At 47.1% G+C, this 16,448-nt stretch carries 11 protein-coding genes; 2 read left to right on the top strand and 9 right to left on the bottom strand.

Annotated features, from left to right (window positions below; all coding sequences use genetic code 11):
• Positions 1-2: 2 nt before the first annotated feature.
• From NLBNIHML_RS26685 to NLBNIHML_RS26660, 6 genes are all read right to left on the bottom strand, one after another.
• On the bottom strand, positions 3-302 hold the full coding sequence (locus NLBNIHML_RS26685) for a lasso peptide biosynthesis PqqD family chaperone (protein ID WP_339240920.1): 300 nt from the start codon (positions 300-302) through the stop codon (positions 3-5).
• Positions 302-1,246: an aldolase gene (locus tag NLBNIHML_RS26680; RefSeq protein WP_339240918.1), complete on the bottom strand. Its 945-nt coding sequence runs from the start codon at positions 1,244-1,246 to the stop codon at positions 302-304. Before NLBNIHML_RS26680 ends, NLBNIHML_RS26685 begins: the two co-directional genes overlap by 1 nt.
• 145 nt (positions 1,247-1,391) lie before the next feature.
• On the bottom strand, positions 1,392-1,529 hold the full coding sequence (locus tag NLBNIHML_RS26675) for a paeninodin family lasso peptide (protein ID WP_339240916.1): 138 nt from the start codon (positions 1,527-1,529) through the stop codon (positions 1,392-1,394).
• A 29-nt stretch (positions 1,530-1,558) separates the two neighbouring features.
• Complete coding sequence (locus NLBNIHML_RS26670) at positions 1,559-3,490, bottom strand: asparagine synthase-related protein (RefSeq protein WP_494353193.1); 1,932 nt, start codon at positions 3,488-3,490, stop codon at positions 1,559-1,561.
• Positions 3,487-4,755: a sulfotransferase family protein gene (locus tag NLBNIHML_RS26665; RefSeq protein ID WP_494353192.1), complete on the bottom strand. Its 1,269-nt coding sequence runs from the start codon at positions 4,753-4,755 to the stop codon at positions 3,487-3,489. The genes NLBNIHML_RS26670 and NLBNIHML_RS26665 overlap by 4 nt, the downstream gene beginning before the upstream one ends.
• Before the next feature lie 433 nt (positions 4,756-5,188).
• Positions 5,189-6,514, bottom strand: coding sequence for an MFS transporter (locus tag NLBNIHML_RS26660; RefSeq protein WP_494353191.1), 1,326 nt, complete (start codon positions 6,512-6,514; stop codon positions 5,189-5,191).
• 306 nt (positions 6,515-6,820) lie between these two features.
• On the opposite strand from NLBNIHML_RS26660, the gene yhbH reads away from it, so the two are divergent.
• A complete protein-coding gene (gene yhbH / locus NLBNIHML_RS26655) occupies positions 6,821-7,990 on the top strand; it encodes a sporulation protein YhbH (protein WP_036609998.1) in 1,170 nt (389 codons plus the stop codon).
• Positions 7,987-9,423, top strand: coding sequence for a SpoVR family protein (locus tag NLBNIHML_RS26650; RefSeq protein ID WP_339303226.1), 1,437 nt, complete (start codon positions 7,987-7,989; stop codon positions 9,421-9,423). Before yhbH ends, NLBNIHML_RS26650 begins: the two co-directional genes overlap by 4 nt.
• 139 nt (positions 9,424-9,562) lie before the next feature.
• On the opposite strand, the gene NLBNIHML_RS26645 is transcribed toward NLBNIHML_RS26650, so the two are convergent.
• From NLBNIHML_RS26645 to NLBNIHML_RS26635, 3 genes are all read right to left on the bottom strand, one after another.
• Positions 9,563-12,043 (bottom strand): EAL domain-containing protein, encoded by a 2,481-nt coding sequence (locus tag NLBNIHML_RS26645; protein WP_494353190.1) that lies wholly within the window; start codon positions 12,041-12,043, stop codon positions 9,563-9,565.
• 265 nt (positions 12,044-12,308) lie between these two features.
• Entirely contained in the window at positions 12,309-15,131 is a 2,823-nt protein-coding gene (locus NLBNIHML_RS26640) for an endo-1,4-beta-xylanase (protein ID WP_494353189.1), read from the bottom strand.
• Between the two features lie 241 nt (positions 15,132-15,372).
• Entirely contained in the window at positions 15,373-16,377 is a 1,005-nt protein-coding gene (locus NLBNIHML_RS26635) for a LacI family DNA-binding transcriptional regulator (RefSeq protein ID WP_339240906.1), read from the bottom strand.
• Between the last annotated feature and the right edge of the window lie 71 nt (positions 16,378-16,448).

Raw genomic sequence — 16,448 nt, 5'->3', positions numbered from 1 at the left:
TGCTACACTCCGCGAGTAACGTCGATCAGACCTTCACGGGACAAATGTTCCAGGAACTGCACTACCTGCTCACGACATATATCCGGCTCAATCTCATACTCCGCAGCGAGTACGTCTACAACTTCACCCAGCGTGCGTTCTTCTGCGATCAGATCCCAGATTCGTCCTCCGGTACTTCCGAGATTATAGTATTTTCCAGAGCTAATGCTCATCATGACTTTCTCACTGCCCATGTCACTCACCAGATTGCCTTCCTTCCGGGTTACCCGGTCTTCCACATTCATCGGCGTAGTCGCTGTCATTATCCTGTGTGCACTCCTTTACGTATATGATCTGTAATCCGATCTACCATCTCAAACGCTGTAAACTCAGCACCCGTTCTGACCAATCTGCCAATCTCTACACTCGCTGAAAGTCTTGAAGCCGTCTCAAACAGCCACTGTGCCAATCCCTGTCTTGCAACGAGTCCACCACGGAACGTATGCGAGCATAAGAGATGCAATCGTTCCAGCCCCTTCACTTCAACCAGTTGAACGGACGAATAGTTTGCCTCCGGTTGTGGAGCAAGTTCGAAGATTCCGCCTAGTGGTACGGCCATCTCATGAAAATAGTGCTGAACAGGTATCGCATACTTCGTAATCTCCGCGTGAACCGTTGCATAATCCTGTTCCTTCATGCCGAAACCATCCAGACTGGGCTGCCACAATTTTTGTTGTGGATAACCAGGCGATACGATGGCTCTTCCCCCGGCACCCCAGGTGAGTGCAACGACATCATCGGTGAGAAGCGGATATCCGCGTGATGCCAGGGCGGCCGAGAGTGTTGATTTGCCTGCTCCCGAATGTCCGACAAATGCGTAAGCCCAACCATCAATAACCACTGCACTGCCATGCAATGGAAGAATGCCACGCTGCATCATTATGACCGCCATACACGTGCCCAGAATGAATAATCTGACCTTTTTCTCATCTGCACCCGATATAGGGGACACGACAATGCGCTTTCCTTGCTCTATTAGAAACAGACCTGTATCTTCGATTTTGAAAAAAAGGCTGCCCTCTCGTGCCACAAAGTTGTCGTTGCCTACATCCCAGTCCTCCCACAATGGGGTCAAATCTGAAGACTCGATGTGTACATCCGCTACATCCCAATCCGTCTCGGCATGCTTGGGTGCAATCTGAAGTTCAGGCATTCGAATTTGGCTCGACCAGCGCAGACCATACGCTACATAATGCACAAGCAACAATGAACGACGCCTCCTTCGTGATTAAATGTAAAAAAAGCCCTTATATTCATGTTGCTCAATATAAGGGCGGAGGCGAAATCTGGATTGGTTCCATTTCCGCCCTTTAAGTATGATGACGCTGGTTAAAACTTAATAACTTAACAACTTAGGAAGTTGGATCGTACAGATCCGCATCGTGATCAGTTACCCAGTCAATTTGTCTGTAGCCAGTACCGGCCATCGTTTGATTGACTTCCAACACTTCAAGAGCTGGAGCTTGCCATTCTTTCTTTTCGTTTTGCATTGTTTTCACCTCCCTTCATGTGCACATGGTCAAAATTTGCGAATAAAACGGTACACGATCAGACTATGCATCATCAATCGCAGATCCGGATGTGAAGCGAGCTCCGGTCTCGGACTCGGAAAATTGGCCAGGGCAGATTGGATGCGCTCCGTGTTTAATATGCCAGCGACCTTGCTGTCAGAACACAACGCACGCAACTCGGCCGTAAACGCCTCCCAATTTGGAATGATGCGATGTAGCCAATCCGCCGGTTGTACCCCCCGTACACGCTGATTCAGTCTGACCTTGTCGGGCAACTCGGGTGAAGTCGCCCGGCGAATCAATGAACGATCCGTTCCGTGCTTCACATATTGTTCAATCGGTACAGACAGACAGAATCGAATAACTCTGATGTCACTGGTCGGGTCACGTTCCCAAGCCCGATAACGGAGAGAAAATTTTGTGGCTACGGCACCATTTTTATTCGCAATGGCCAGGTTATTGAATTTCTCGGCACGAACCTTTAGTGCATCCGCCTGCGCGCCGCCTTGCAGAACAATAATAGATTTGAGTCGTTCCAGCACACCCGTTCTTTGCGCAAAATCAGGATGGATCAACTGTACAGATGCAGCCTTGCTTGCTCCCTTGGACTGAGCCTTGAACCATTCCGGATATGCCTTTCGCCCCGTAATCTTGGCTATACGGGAGAAGGGCATGCCAGTCCGTTCACTATACTGCTGCATCTCACGGAACCAGCGGTACCATCGGCCACTTTTCAGCAGACTGGCGTAATAATCCAGAGCCGGCCCCCAGGAGATGGTGAAATTACCACGTGCGCCTGTGAGCAGAATACCTGCATCTTGCTGGCTTGCTTTTTCATAGAATCCGCGAATCCAGAATGAATTTTCAAAGTATTTATAGGGCATTTCCATAATGTCGAGCCACGTATCTATTTCACTAAGTGGGCTTCTGCCTTCAAAATCAAGGTAGTTCTCCGTAATATTGCCGACGTGATTAATCGTGGAACGTATGAAGGGCCTCTCATCGGCTAGCAACGTTTTTGACGTATAATCAGTGAAATCCGGTACGGGAACATAACTATAGGCATGCAGGCGTTTGCCCTGACTTCTCAGTGTTCCGGAAGCAAAACCTACCACGGCCCCCGAGTCCAGTCCTCCACTTAATGCGGCAGCCACCTGCCTGTGCGTTCGCAATCGTGATCCGACTGCCTGAGCGAATACCTCTCGGAACGCTTCTACATATTCACCGTCGGATTTGAGCCGTAGAGGTTCCACTTCATCCCAACGATGATATTGCTTCAGCTCCAGCCTGCCGTCACGGAAGACAAGTGTATGTGCAGAAGGCAGCTGGCTTACCCCACGATATACGGTCGAATTGATATCTGCTGAATCATGCATGTCGGGAATGGCAAGAAACTCAGATAGCCAGGTCTCATCAAGTTCTTTATGTACCCCTTCAAGCCCGAGCAACGGATTCATGAGTGTGCAGAAAGCAAATCGTGAACCATCGTGTCGGTAATAGAAAGCTCTCATGCCTGTAATGTCTCTCGCTGCATACAGTTTGCGATTCCGCTCATCCCATATGGCGAATACAAAATCCCCCAGCAATCGGACAGCTACATCGTCTCCCCAGCGCTGATAGGCACGCAAGATCAGTTCACTATCAGCCAACATAGCCAGTTCAGCTCTGGATATCTGTAATTGATCTGCCAGTTGTTCCCGATTATCCAGAATGGCATCTGCCGTGATCGTCAGGCCACTTTCCTCATCATATAAAGGCAATTTCTCGCTAACCGATTCCGGTGTAATCCATTGGGCATGACAGCTAAGAAAAGCCTCGTTGCCTTTCCACACTCCTGTTGTGTCCGCAGGCACATGCCCCAGGCTTGCATACAAGCGCCAGCTGTCTTCCCATAGCGCCTGTTGACCATCGTTATGAACAATTCCCGCTATGGCGCTCATGACTTTCCTCCCCGTAGAATCTTGCGCTGTGAAGCCCAGGCGCTGATCTGATGACCAAATGGTACCCATGATTTGATACGCTGTATTTTGCTTTGAGCAGAAGCCAACTGAACTTTCAGGCGTTCCCGCTCACTGTATCCCCGTTCCAGACGATGATCTGCCGCCCGTAATGCAGCTTGCAGTTGTCTGATCGTGACCAGTGCAGCCAGTGTAGGGTCTGTCTTTTCAGGTTCTTCGACAACTTGGTCATCAGGAGTCCCAGGCGGAGCATGAACGACAGAATCTGCTGGCTGCATTCGGTATTGCGGTTGCCACTGGCAACCAGTCGCTGCTGTCAACTGATGCGTGATCCGGTCGATAACCTCTTGATCAGGACTTGCATCATAATGGACTCCCGTCCATTGTTCGGCTTCTGCGAGCTGTTCACTGTATCCCATCCGGTGGAACAGATCTGCCCCCATCACACGGCAATACAATTCAACTTCACCCGGCTCCAATATGTTTTTCCAGTTGTTAACAGAACCCTGATGTGCCTCTTGATGCGAAGAAAGAAATGGATCACCCACGCCCATACTGTAAAACATGTCAGACTTCGGACTGTCCAGAAACTGTCCATATTGCTCCATACCCTGTTCATATCGAATTCCCAGAAATGCGCATAGTTTCTCAAGTTCTTCCTGAGGATTAGAAACTAATTGTTCATATTGCAACTCATACGCATTGGAGTGTGGTTCGGCAAAATAATCATTCAAGCGGAGCATCCCAAGTGTGAGATCCACAGATTTCATATTTAATTTGGGGCTCTGCAAACTATGAATCAGGTCGAATCCTTCTCCTGTATGGCGGTTTACCTTTTTGAATGATGCAGCTATGGCCAGAGGATTACGCTGGAGATGAATGCGCTTGGACTGAGGGAACAGACGATCCAGCCATTCAAGCATGTAATAGTACCGTGGAGATTTATCTACGATGAAGTCTGCTCCGCTACCCTCCAGGAATCCATTGTAGATCTCGAGAGCAAAACTTCGGCACGCCTTTTCGAAGACATCCTCGGGTACCATGGCATTGTAGAACTGACGAACGATGGAGCTACCACCATAAGCGCGTGAATCACCTTTGGGCAAATCGACAAGATTCATCAGAAACCACATTTCCTGGGTGGCAAATATACGACTGTGATTTTGCAGCATGACGGTGGATAAGGAACTACCACTGCGGGGAACACATAGTAAGAAAACAAGTCCGTTACCTTGAGCATCGATCAATGGCAGCCTCTCCTCTGTTCATTAGTATAAATATGTAGCCGGGATAGACCAGACTCTACCTTTGTGTTTGGCAAAACGAGTAACATGCACGCTATTGGTCAGTATTTTGCAATATTCCGGCGGAATCTTACACGGCAATGAAGCAAAACACATGGTTGTATTCGACAACTCTCAGATACAGTATGTATTCATAGTTTTACTCTATGATACAAAATGTATCATGTCAATCTTTTATTTTCACCTTTTCATAAATTGTTACTCTTTCACTGTATTCTGCTGTCTGTCGTTTAATCACTTCATCCTATCAATCTTAATAAAGTTGCATAAATGCGAATAAGCTTCAGACATGTTCTGCGAAGAACAACGCCTGAAGCCATGAGTATTCCAACGAGAAGTTGGATATGACACCTATCAAAAAACTAACCAGTAGACCCTACATTTGAACTTTGCCTAGCAGAGTTCCGACACTCCCCTTACGCCCTTCTTCCTCATCTGCAAAAGTAGCATCCTGCATTCCCTTCTGTACGTTTACAGTTAACAATACTGCAATTCCGGCGACGAAAAAGAAAATGAGGGACAGAATTCCCCAACGTGTAGAACCTGTTATTTGCCCAACATAACCAAACACAAAGGGACCGAAGATCGAAGAGAATTTGCCTGTAATATTCACGAATCCAAAATACTCACCTGTTCTGCCAGCTGGCATCAGATTGCTGAACATGGAACGAGCTGTGGATTGACTTACACCCTGCACGACACCAACCAATCCAGCGAGCATATAGAAGTGAATCGCTTGTGTCATGAAATAACCGAGAATTACGATACATATGTATACAGATAAACTGAAGATCAATACCCGCTTCGCTCCCCAGCGCTGTGCCCAGGCTCCCAGTAACAAGGTGCAAGGGAAACCGATAAACTGGGTTAACAGTAGCGCCAGCATCAAGTCGGATGTACCTATGCCTATACTTGTCCCGTAGATCGTAGCCATCAGAATGATGGTATTAATGCCGTCATTAAAAAACCAGAAAGCCACCAACATGCGGATTAACTGGGGAAAACGCCTCATCTGACGAAAGGTTTGCCGTAGTCTGCGAACACCCACCGCAGCATACCCTTTCCACGTGCCGGGCAGATCTGGTGATGCTGGCCGTCTCGGAGCATGGCGAAAGATCGGTATTGAGAACAAAAACCACCACAGCGACACGGAGATAAAAGCTAGCCTTGTGCCTGCCAATGTACTGCTCATCCCGAACCAGCCCGGTTGCTGAATCATCAGCATGTTCACTGCAAATAGCAAACCTCCTCCAATGTAACCATAGGCATAACCTTTGGAAGATATCATGTCTCTTCGTTCCACACGTACCAGATCCGGCAGCATGGCATCGTAAAAGGTATTACCACCTGCAAAACCAATCGTAGATATGACCAGTAATGCGGAAGCAAGTAACCAGTCCCCTTCTCCGATTGCGCTGAATCCCAATGTGGCAAGGACACCAATGATTGCAAATATACGCAGGAAGTCGCCCTTCCGTCCTGACAAATCAGCCAGCGTGCCAAGCAGCGGTGTTAGCAGAGCTACGCACAACATGCCAATGGAATGGGTATAGGCCAGGTAGGATGCGGCCGTATCTGTATCCAGCGTAGCCGCAGCAACCGAAGCATAGAATACAGGCAGTACTGCTGCCAGCACAGTTGTCGCATATGCCGAGTTGGCCCAATCATACATAATCCAAGCCTTGATCGCCTTTTTATTCACATACATCCTTCCTTTTCATGCATCTCTATAGTCTGTGTTTAGAGAATCAAAAGTGGACTTTTTAAATACTTCTATCAGATGCCAGATCAATGTCTTTCTCCTATTGTAAAGGAAGGATATCACACTTGTTCACTGTTTATGTAAAAAATGGAGCCGTTCTGTTCTGACGACACACCTTACCTCTGAGGTGAACTTGTGTAATTGTATCATTTTATATCCACTCTCATCACATATCGTCCTCGCCCGTGAATATACTTAATTACCGACAGGCCAAACTGTGCCGCGTAATCAATGGGGGGTGCCTACATGTCAAATTCACACCAGCCTTACTCGTTCGTCGTGTCGAAGGAAGATTGGTCGCTTCACCGCAAAGGGTACCAGGACCAACAGCGCCATCAGCAAAAGGTGAAAGATGTCATCAAGCAGAATCTGCCTGATCTGATTACGGAAGAAAACATCATCATGTCTGATGGAAAACAAATCATCAAGGTACCAATCCGCAGTCTGGATGAGTACCGTTTTGTGTATAACTACCAGAAGCAAAAACATGTCGGTCAAGGAGACGGTGACAGTCAGGTCGGAGACGTCATCGGTCGTGATCCCTCTGCTTCGCAGAAACCCGGCAAAGGCGAAAAGGCTGGCGATCAGCCTGGTCATGATATTGTGGAAGCCGAAGTTAGTATTGAGGAATTGGAAGATATGCTCTTCGCTGAGCTGGAATTACCCGATCTGAAGCAGAAAGATAAAGACTTGATTGAGACACATACGGTGGTATTCAACGATATTCGCAAAAAAGGCATGCAGTCCAATATTGACAAGAAACGTACCATTCTGGAGAATCTACGTCGCAATGCAACGACCGGTACCCCGGGCATCCATCATATCAGTCCAGATGACCTCCGCTACAAGACATGGGAAGACAAAATTATTCCGCAATCCAATGCCGTTATTATTGCCATGATGGATACATCCGGGTCCATGGGTTCGTTTGAGAAATACTGCGCGCGTAGCTTTTTCTTCTGGATGACCCGTTTTCTACGCCGTCAGTATGAGAAAGTCGAGATTGTTTTCCTCGCCCATCATACGGAAGCCAAGGAAGTTACTGAAGAAGAGTTCTTTACCCGTGGCGAGAGCGGAGGCACCATCTGCTCCTCTGTATATATGAAGGCGTTGGATATTATTGACAGCCGTTATCCACCTTCAAGCTACAACATCTACCCTTTCCACTTCTCTGACGGGGATAATCTAACCTCGGATAACGAACGGTGTGTGAAGCTGATCGGGGAGTTAATGAAACGCAGCAACATGTTTGGGTACGGCGAGGTGAATCAGTACAACCGCAGCAGCACACTGATGTCAGCTTACCGTCATATCAAGATGGATCAGTTCATGTATTATGTGATCAAAGAAAAAGGCGAAGTGTACAAAGCTTTGCGCAGCTTTTTCCAGAAAAGGGAAGGAGGCAGCGTTAGATGACAGATGAGATTCGCGACCTCGAATACGCCATTGCCGAGATTATGGAGATTGCCAATGGATTCGGCCTGGATTATTACCCCATGCGGTACGAAATCTGCCCATCGGATATTATTTATACCTTTGGAGCTTATGGCATGCCGACCCGTTTCAGTCACTGGAGCTTCGGCAAAACTTTTCATAAGATGAAAATGCAATACGATTTTGGACTCAGCAAAATTTATGAGCTTGTCATCAATTCCAACCCTTGTTATGCCTTCCTGCTGGATGGCAATTCCCTGATTCAGAACAAATTGATCGTAGCCCACGTCCTGGCCCACTGCGATTTTTTCAAAAACAATGCCCGCTTCTCCAAGTCCAACCGTAATATGGTCGAAAGCATGGCCGCTACGGCCGACCGGATCAGCAATTATGAGATGGAGTATGGAACGGAAGCTGTTGAAGCATTTATCGATGCTGTCATTGCCATTCAGGAGCATGTAGACCCACAGCTGATTAAACCCCGCCATTTGGACAAACAACGCTATATGGAGATGAAAATGCGGGAGCAGCGCGGTGAGAAAGCACCACGGCCGGAAGGTCGCTATGATGATCTGTGGTCACTTGATGATGTGCAGACCGAAGAAACACCCGCCGAAGGTATTCAGGTTCATCACTTTCCGCCCGAACCGGAGAAGGATGTCATGTGGTTTATTCAGGAATTCTCGGAAGTATTGACCGACTGGCAGCGGGATATCATGAGTATGATGCGTGAAGAGATGTTATATTTCTGGCCACAGATGGAAACCAAAATCATGAATGAAGGCTGGGCATCTTACTGGCATCAACGCATTATCCGTGAACTCGATCTCAACAGTGAAGACACGATTGAATTCGCGAAGCTCAACTCCTCTGTCGTGCAGCCATCCAAACAAAGTCTGAATCCGTATTATCTGGGACTGAAGATTTTCGAGGATATTGAACGGCGTTGGGATAACCCCACCCGTGAAGAACAGGAACGTTGGGGCCGCAAACCAGGGCAAGGTCGTGCCAAAATGTTCGAGGTACGTGAATTCGATTCCGACACCTCCTTTATCCGCAATTACATGACCAAGCAATTGACCGAGGATCTCGACCTCTACGTATTTGAGAAAAAAGGACCGGACTGGAAAATCACCGACAAGTCCTGGGAGAACATTCGGGATCAGCTCGTATTTTCACGTGTCAACGGGGGATCACCTTATCTGGTCGTGCAAGATGCTGACTATCTGCGGACCGGTGAACTCGTACTGAAACATCAATATGAGGGCATCGAGCTGGATTTAAAATACATGGAACGCACGCTGCCTTATCTGTATCGCCTTTGGGGACGTACGGTACATGTAGAGACACGTGTGGAAGATAAACCGATCTGGTTTACGTATGATGGTAAGAAGCATCACCGCAAGTTTATGTGAGGTTATGGATTATCATTATTGGAAACGAAAATATAAATGTTCTTATCACGGATGAAATTAATGATTAATAAAAAATAAGACTAAAAAAGCGGCAAGTTCCCAACACACACGGGAACTTGCCGCTTGGCATACAAAAAAATTAGGAAGGTAACGCTGGTGAACCAGTCCCCTGCAATCGCAGCGGCACAAAAAAGTCATGTTCCACTTCACTTGCGGGCAGTGGACGACTGAAATAATATCCCTGAATCTCCCGGCAGTCATTCTGCATCAGAATATCGAGTTGACCTTTCGTCTCAATGCCTTCGGCAATCACTTCCATCTTGAGATTCTGTGCCATCGATATAATGGTCGCCACAATCGCCTGATCGCTGTGACTCTCTGTAATGTCCGTCACGAATGAACGATCAATCTTAAGCTTGTGAATCGGGAAATGCTTCAGATAACTCAGGGAACTGTATCCCGTACCGAAATCATCCAAGCTGATTTTGACACCCAGTGCATTAAGTTCATTCAGAATTGCTGTAGATACCGTTGCATCCATCATCATGCTCTCTGTAATCTCCAGCTCCAGATAACGTGCCTCCAGTCCTGTCTCCAAGAGTGCATTCTTGACCTGTTCTACCAGGTTGGATTGATGGAACTGCTGGCTGGACAAGTTTACCGATACCGGAATGAGCGGCCCACCGCTGGCATGCCAGAGCTTCATCTGCCTGCACGCTTCGCGCAGCGTCCATTTCCCAATCTCATAGATCATACCTGTCTCTTCTGCAAGCGGGATGAACACATTGGGTGCAAGCAGCCCTTTGAGTGGATGGTTCCAACGTATAAGAGCCTCGACACCAATCATACGACTATCCTCGGTACGAATCTGCGGTTGATAGTACAGAACCATCTCATCGCGTTCCAACGCTTTACGCAGGTATCCTTCCAGCTCAATGCGTTCATAAAGTTCCGAATCCAGTTGGGCCGTGTAAAATTGGAAGCCATTTTTGCCATTCTTCTTCACTTCATACATGGCGGAGTCCGCATGTTTCAGCAAAGCATCGACGCCCACTCCATGATGGGGATACATCGCAATTCCAATGCTGGCGGTCACGTAAAAGTCATTTTCCTTCAAGCGGTAGGGTAACTGAATGGCTTCAACAATCTGTTTAGCAAGTTCTGCCACTCTTACCTCTGTCGCTTGATCATGGGTCACAACGAGTGTGAACTCGTCACCACCCATGCGGGCCAGCATGACATTCTCCATAGCCAAGGGATCAGAAGCCTCTATGGCTTTCATAATCCGGTTGCTGACTTCTCTTAGAAATACATCTCCAACGGAGTGTCCCAAAGAGTCATTTATCATCTTGAATCGGTCTATATCCATCACCATAACAGCAAACGAATGTCCTTTTTCTTCTGAAGATTGGATTGTACATGCCAGCACCTCATCCAGCTTGCGCCGATTGGGCAGCCCCGTCAACGGATCATGCAAAGCTTGGTGACGAATATTCTCCTGAGCTTGCTTCTCCTCCGTAATGTCTTTGATCAGAATGTGGCTGCCCACATGATTACCATCAATGACAACCGGGACTACAACAATACTAAGGTCCAGAAGTTCACCCCGCACGTCTCTCATCTTGGCCATGTAATGCATCTGCTCCATCCCATGATCATCCCAATCAATGGAATAGAATTCACTGATCCATTCTATATCGATCTGCTGAACAATCTCATCAATGGAACGATTCATGACCCTTGTTTCAGGATAACCGGTGATTGTTGTTACCGCAGCATTAATGCCTTTGACAATGCCTTCCTTGTCTACTGAAATGATCGCATCCGAATGATTATGATACAGGGCCTGATACCATTGCTCGTTCTCATGAATCCGTCGATCCTTCTGGGACATACGCTGGTTGATAAATATGCCGAATAACGTCAAGCCCAAGGCAATAAATGTGCCCGATGCGATCAGGTAGGCGAGAATACCGGGTTCAATCTGCATCCCTGAACTTGCCATCGAGGCATGTGAATGATGGAACTGTGCGGCTGACATCCCAGTATAGTGCATGCCAGAGATTCCAACACCCATAATAAGACCGCTGCCCATCTTGTAAACCCAGGTATGTCTGGATTGATGATATCGGAAGAAAAACATGAGCCATAGTGCCGCAAATGAAGCAAGTGCTGCAATCAGAATGGATAACATCACTCTGCCAGGTTCATATGTAACCGGAGTCGACATCGCTGCCATTCCCACATAATGCATTGAGCTGATTCCGACTGTCATAAGCACTCCAGCAATCATGAGCTTGCTAATCCTGCCCGATTGTCTTCCCGCAATGTTCAAGGCTACCCCCGATGCGACAATAGCAAGTAGAACAGATAAAACAACCTTACCGGTGGAATAGGAGACTTGCGTAGGCAGAACAAAAGCCAGCATACCTACGAAATGCATGGACCAGATCCCCAGCCCCATCGAGACTGCACCGCAGGTAAGCCATACGTTCCGCGCCATCCCGCTAGCCTGACTTACACGGCCTGCAAGGTCAAGGGCTGCGTACGAAGCTAACGATGCAATAATATAGGATAAAATAACAAGTTCTAAGTTGTACGTACCATGTAGGTGCTCCACTCACTCTGTCCTTTCAACCGGGAAATGCCTCATATGTATGCAAAAATGTAAAAAAGAAGCGAGTGCGCTGTCTGGATGACAGGCACTCCCTCCGCATCATTTGACTCGTGACCACAGACTCAGTTGAAGCCGTTGTCATACATTGGAACCCGTTTATTTGAATGTATATAGTCTAAACGTCCCAGCCTTTAAAATCAACACTTATTTCCAGAAAAACGAGGTTTAATAGCTGACATTCTCATATTCTGATACACAGCTCAATATTCTATTTGCGAGTCAGTAACAGACTGCCAAAACCGGAAGTATCCTGATAAGAATTACCTGATGAATCACTCCAGATGGACACACTGCTTCGCTTGCCATCCCCCGCGCCATCATCATTAACTTGAAGATCGAATCCAATCCATCGTTGCCCTTCAGCACGAACGCTATCTAGTGGGATTGCCGCTTCAACGGTGTACCCTCCGCTTGTTAATCGGGTAGCTGATTTGAAGTTTTCTTTCCGTGCATTTCCTCCAAAAGAAGCCTCATTATCAAAGTTAACCCGGTACTGAGCGTCATCCTCCTGATAGAAAGTAGTCTGATCTTTGTTCTGGTCAATAAAAATCTCGATAGAATCCTGCTCATGTGCATTAGAACTTAATTTGCTTCGCAGAGGATCTTTCACATCTGCCAATACGTACAGGTATTTTTCATCCCATAACAGCTGTGCAGTCGCCGTTGCACCTGAGTTTCCGATGACCCAGACATCCGTTTTAATAGATGCAGCCTTTTTCCATACGTCATCCTTTTTCGCATCAATTACAGGTTTGCCATACGTGACTTTCGTTTGTTTCAATACAGAACCCAGCTTCAGTTTCCCCCGGTTGGCTGGTTTATCAGGCTGTTGATTGGAAATATCATTCCAGACGATGGTAGCTGTCTTGCCCGCAGCATATTCATCCGTAATCCGAAAATCTAAAGACAAGACCTGGCCTTCAGCAAGTAAAGCAGCTGACATCGGCAGGGATGCATATACAACATAACCCGTTTTTGTCTCCTGTACGTTGTATGCATTCTTATCCTTGCCTTTACCGCCTTCCCGTTTGAACGTATATTGACCATTTGCAGACGGCGGATTTTTCTTCTTGGCAGTTAGATCAGCTTCAGAAGTGGCAGCGCCTGTACTCTTTACTTCTTCCGCGAGGAAAACCTGCACCTGATCCCCTTTGCGACGTGTGGTATCCTTCACTTCCACTCGTAAATTCACTTTTTTGGCATCCCACATTACACGAGCCTCACCCGTAACTGCGGATACACCATCTGCCAGATGATTAATTCCAAGCCCTTTCACAGCACCCCATAGAACATCTTCCTGTCCTTTGTGATTTGGAAAAGTAGGGCTGGCCTTCAGTGCTGTCCACTCATTACGATAGATCGGAAGCGTGGTAGCATCCACCAGTGCCCAATAGGCCGGTTTTGCTTTCAATTTACGATCAAATAACAATGGTGCATCTTTGCGTCCTTTGACTGGATGATTATCAAGCCATGTACCGTCATCCGCAAGTCCCCATACGGTAACACTGTCCATGACACCACGTTTTCCCAGGTCGTCAAACAGATCGAACAGCTCACGATAACGATAAGCTTGCTGCAACATTAATTCATCCGTAACAGGCATCTCCTGCTCAGAATTACTTGAATAGATCGAAACGTCCAGCTCTGTAACCTGTACGTTCACACCAAGAGCGATCACTTTCTCAAAAGCCTCACGAATGAGCTTTACATCCGGTCCGTACATCGACACATGCATCTGAAATCCAACCGCATCAATCGGTGTTCCTTTGGCAAGCAGCTTCTCTACAAGCTTCACCATATCATTCACCTTGTTTCCATTGCCCTCCATTCCATAGTCATTAATCACTAATACAGCATCCGGGTCAGCCTCGCGTGCATATCGGAAAGCCAGCTCAATGTAATCACTGTCATCTCCATCACCGTCCACATCCCCAATAATATCTCTCCATTTGGAACCACTCGCCTGATTGCGCAAGCCGCCTCCATCCGAGATGACTTCATTGACGACATCCCATGTATGAACCTTTCCTTTGTAACGAGTCACGATGGTCTGAATATGAGTTTTCATCCGTGCAAGCAACTGTTCACGCGTGGCAGGTTTGGAAGCATCATTCGGATCGGTAAAGAACCAGTCCGGCACCTGACTATGCCATAACAGGGTATGACCTCTTACCTCCATGTCATTTGCTTCGGCAAAGTTCACCAGACGATCTGCCTCTGACCAGACAAACTGCCCTTCCTTTGGTTGCATCGCATCCATTTTCATAAAGTTGCCGGCTGTAATACTATTAAAATGTTTGGTCAACAACTGGGAATGCGGATCTTCTGCATCCAGTGCAGACTGGTCGATTGCCGCTCCCATGGCATAGTTTTTTCCCACGACATCCACTAGATTCGGAATGTTCGGCTCTATCTCTATTTTTTCGGCTTCGGTAATCAGAACATCATCCACGTAAAAAGTAATTGTATCTGCCGGCGTCACTTCCGCTGACGTCTTCCAGGGTGTCTCTGCATACATCCGGAATCCGGTGATGCCACTATTTTCCCCTGGAATCACCACATCCGCCTCGATTTTTTTCCATTGTCCTTTATTCAGGGTTGCAGAGGCAAATGTAGCATATTCACGAGTTGAAGCGTCGTTATTGTACTCTTTCTCCAGTGAACCGTTAATGACCTGACTGTCAGGTCCTTCATCGTACATGGCCCAAAACGAAATATGAACCGTGCTGCCCTTCTGTACATGGTCCATTACTTCAATTAAGGGTCCATGGAACGTTTCGGTACGGGAAGAGGTTCTCAGACTGCGTGTGCTGTCGTGACCTTGCGCTACGATATCAAGCTTTTCACTCGCCCGTGGACGCCATTGTCCCAACGCACCATCTTCAAAATTAGCCTCGAACAGCACTTCATCATCGCCCGTTTTAACGTCAGCAGCCGCTTGAGCACGTGTCCCTCCTGTTCCCACACTCGGGAACAAACTGAAGATCAATACCGCCGACAAGCACAAGCTCCACCATTTTCTCAAATGCATCCGATCTCCTCCTTGGTTGTTTGTGAAGAGTAACCTCTGTTCTGTCATGCGTCCGCCCTTCACAAGTTCGTTGGGCAGGATTGGATAGACATTATTCAACAGAAATTGTAAGCACTTTCATTATACGATTGCCAGCAAACTTTGTTTACCCGTTAAACTATAGGACTTCTTCTAAAATCTTCACCATAATATAGAACGACAAAAAGCACAGCTTGTTCGCTGTGCTACGTGTGAAACGTCATTACACTTTTAAAGGCGCTGTCGTCTGACGGATGACCAAATTGGAAGGTTCCGTCACAACGGGTGGAGAATAAGACGGATTCTCAATCATGGCAATCAGATATTCTATGGACTTAATGCCAATCGAATAGATATTCTGATTCACCGTGGTCAGTCCCGGTTTGAATACTTCAGCATAATATGTGTTGTCAAATCCGACAACAGAAATATCTTCTGGCACACTCAGTCCATGCTTTTCAATTTCATGAATTGCCCCAAAGGCAGACATGTCTGATGCGCAGACAATCCCCGTCGGTTGATCCTGAAGTGCCAACAATCTTCTTGCAGCCTTGCTACCGCCATCAAATGAGTAATCGCAAACTTCCAGATATATCGTAGAATACGGAATGCCGCATTCTCGCAGTCCTTCCCGATATCCTTCCAATCGCAGATTAGCTACGGCAGGTCCGAGTGTTCCCGAGATATAAGCAATCTTGCGGTGTCCGAGCTCATACAGATGTTTGACACTCATGGAGATGCCGTTTGCGTTATCCGTAGTAATGTAACCGGCGCGTTTGCCCAACAGGTCCGTATCGATAAACATTGTTGGGATCTCTGCATCCACCAGTTCCTGAATACTCGCGTTATCTCTGCCTTCCCCGAATACCACCACACCATCCACATTACGACTGCGGCAATGTTTGATGAACGAGTACGTCGGATCATCGAATCGTGTAGACAACCGGACCAGATCATAACCACTGTTCTCTAGCGCAGTCTTAATCCCTTCCAGCAATTCCGACACAAAAGGGTTTGTAAATGGGACCGTCAACAATACACCTACCGTCCATGAACGGCGTTTTACAAGTCCACGTGCGACCACATTCGGTTGATATTTCAATAATTCGATGGCTATATTGACTTTTTTGCGTGTTTTTTCACTTACATCAGGATAATCGTTTATCACTTTGGAAACGGTTGCAACAGATACTCCCGCTTCCTTGGCCACATCATGGATAGAAGCCATCTGATCACCTCAACCTCTTTCAAATCCCCTGTCTCCGGCTGCATTTTCCATAACATCGGCAGGTTTGTCTA

Source organism: Paenibacillus sp. JNU01 (assembly GCF_059130585.1).
Note: the sequence above shows the minus strand (reverse complement) of the source record. Positions and strands in the feature narration are given on the sequence as shown.

Excerpts from the sequence above, each read along its gene's own strand:
- NLBNIHML_RS26685 (WP_339240920.1), bottom strand. The coding sequence starts at position 302 with ATGACAGCGACTACGCCGATGAATGTGGAAGACCGGGTAACCCGGAAG.
- NLBNIHML_RS26635 (WP_339240906.1), bottom strand. The coding sequence starts at position 16,377 with ATGGCTTCTATCCATGATGTGGCCAAGGAAGCGGGAGTATCTGTTGCA.
- NLBNIHML_RS26650 (WP_339303226.1), top strand. The coding sequence starts at position 7,987 with ATGACAGATGAGATTCGCGACCTCGAATACGCCATTGCCGAGATTATG.
- NLBNIHML_RS26640 (WP_494353189.1), bottom strand. The coding sequence starts at position 15,131 with ATGCATTTGAGAAAATGGTGGAGCTTGTGCTTGTCGGCGGTATTGATC.
- NLBNIHML_RS26670 (WP_494353193.1), bottom strand. The coding sequence starts at position 3,490 with ATGAGCGCCATAGCGGGAATTGTTCATAACGATGGTCAACAGGCGCTA.
- NLBNIHML_RS26675 (WP_339240916.1), bottom strand. The coding sequence starts at position 1,529 with ATGCAAAACGAAAAGAAAGAATGGCAAGCTCCAGCTCTTGAAGTGTTG.
- yhbH (WP_036609998.1), top strand. The coding sequence starts at position 6,821 with ATGTCAAATTCACACCAGCCTTACTCGTTCGTCGTGTCGAAGGAAGAT.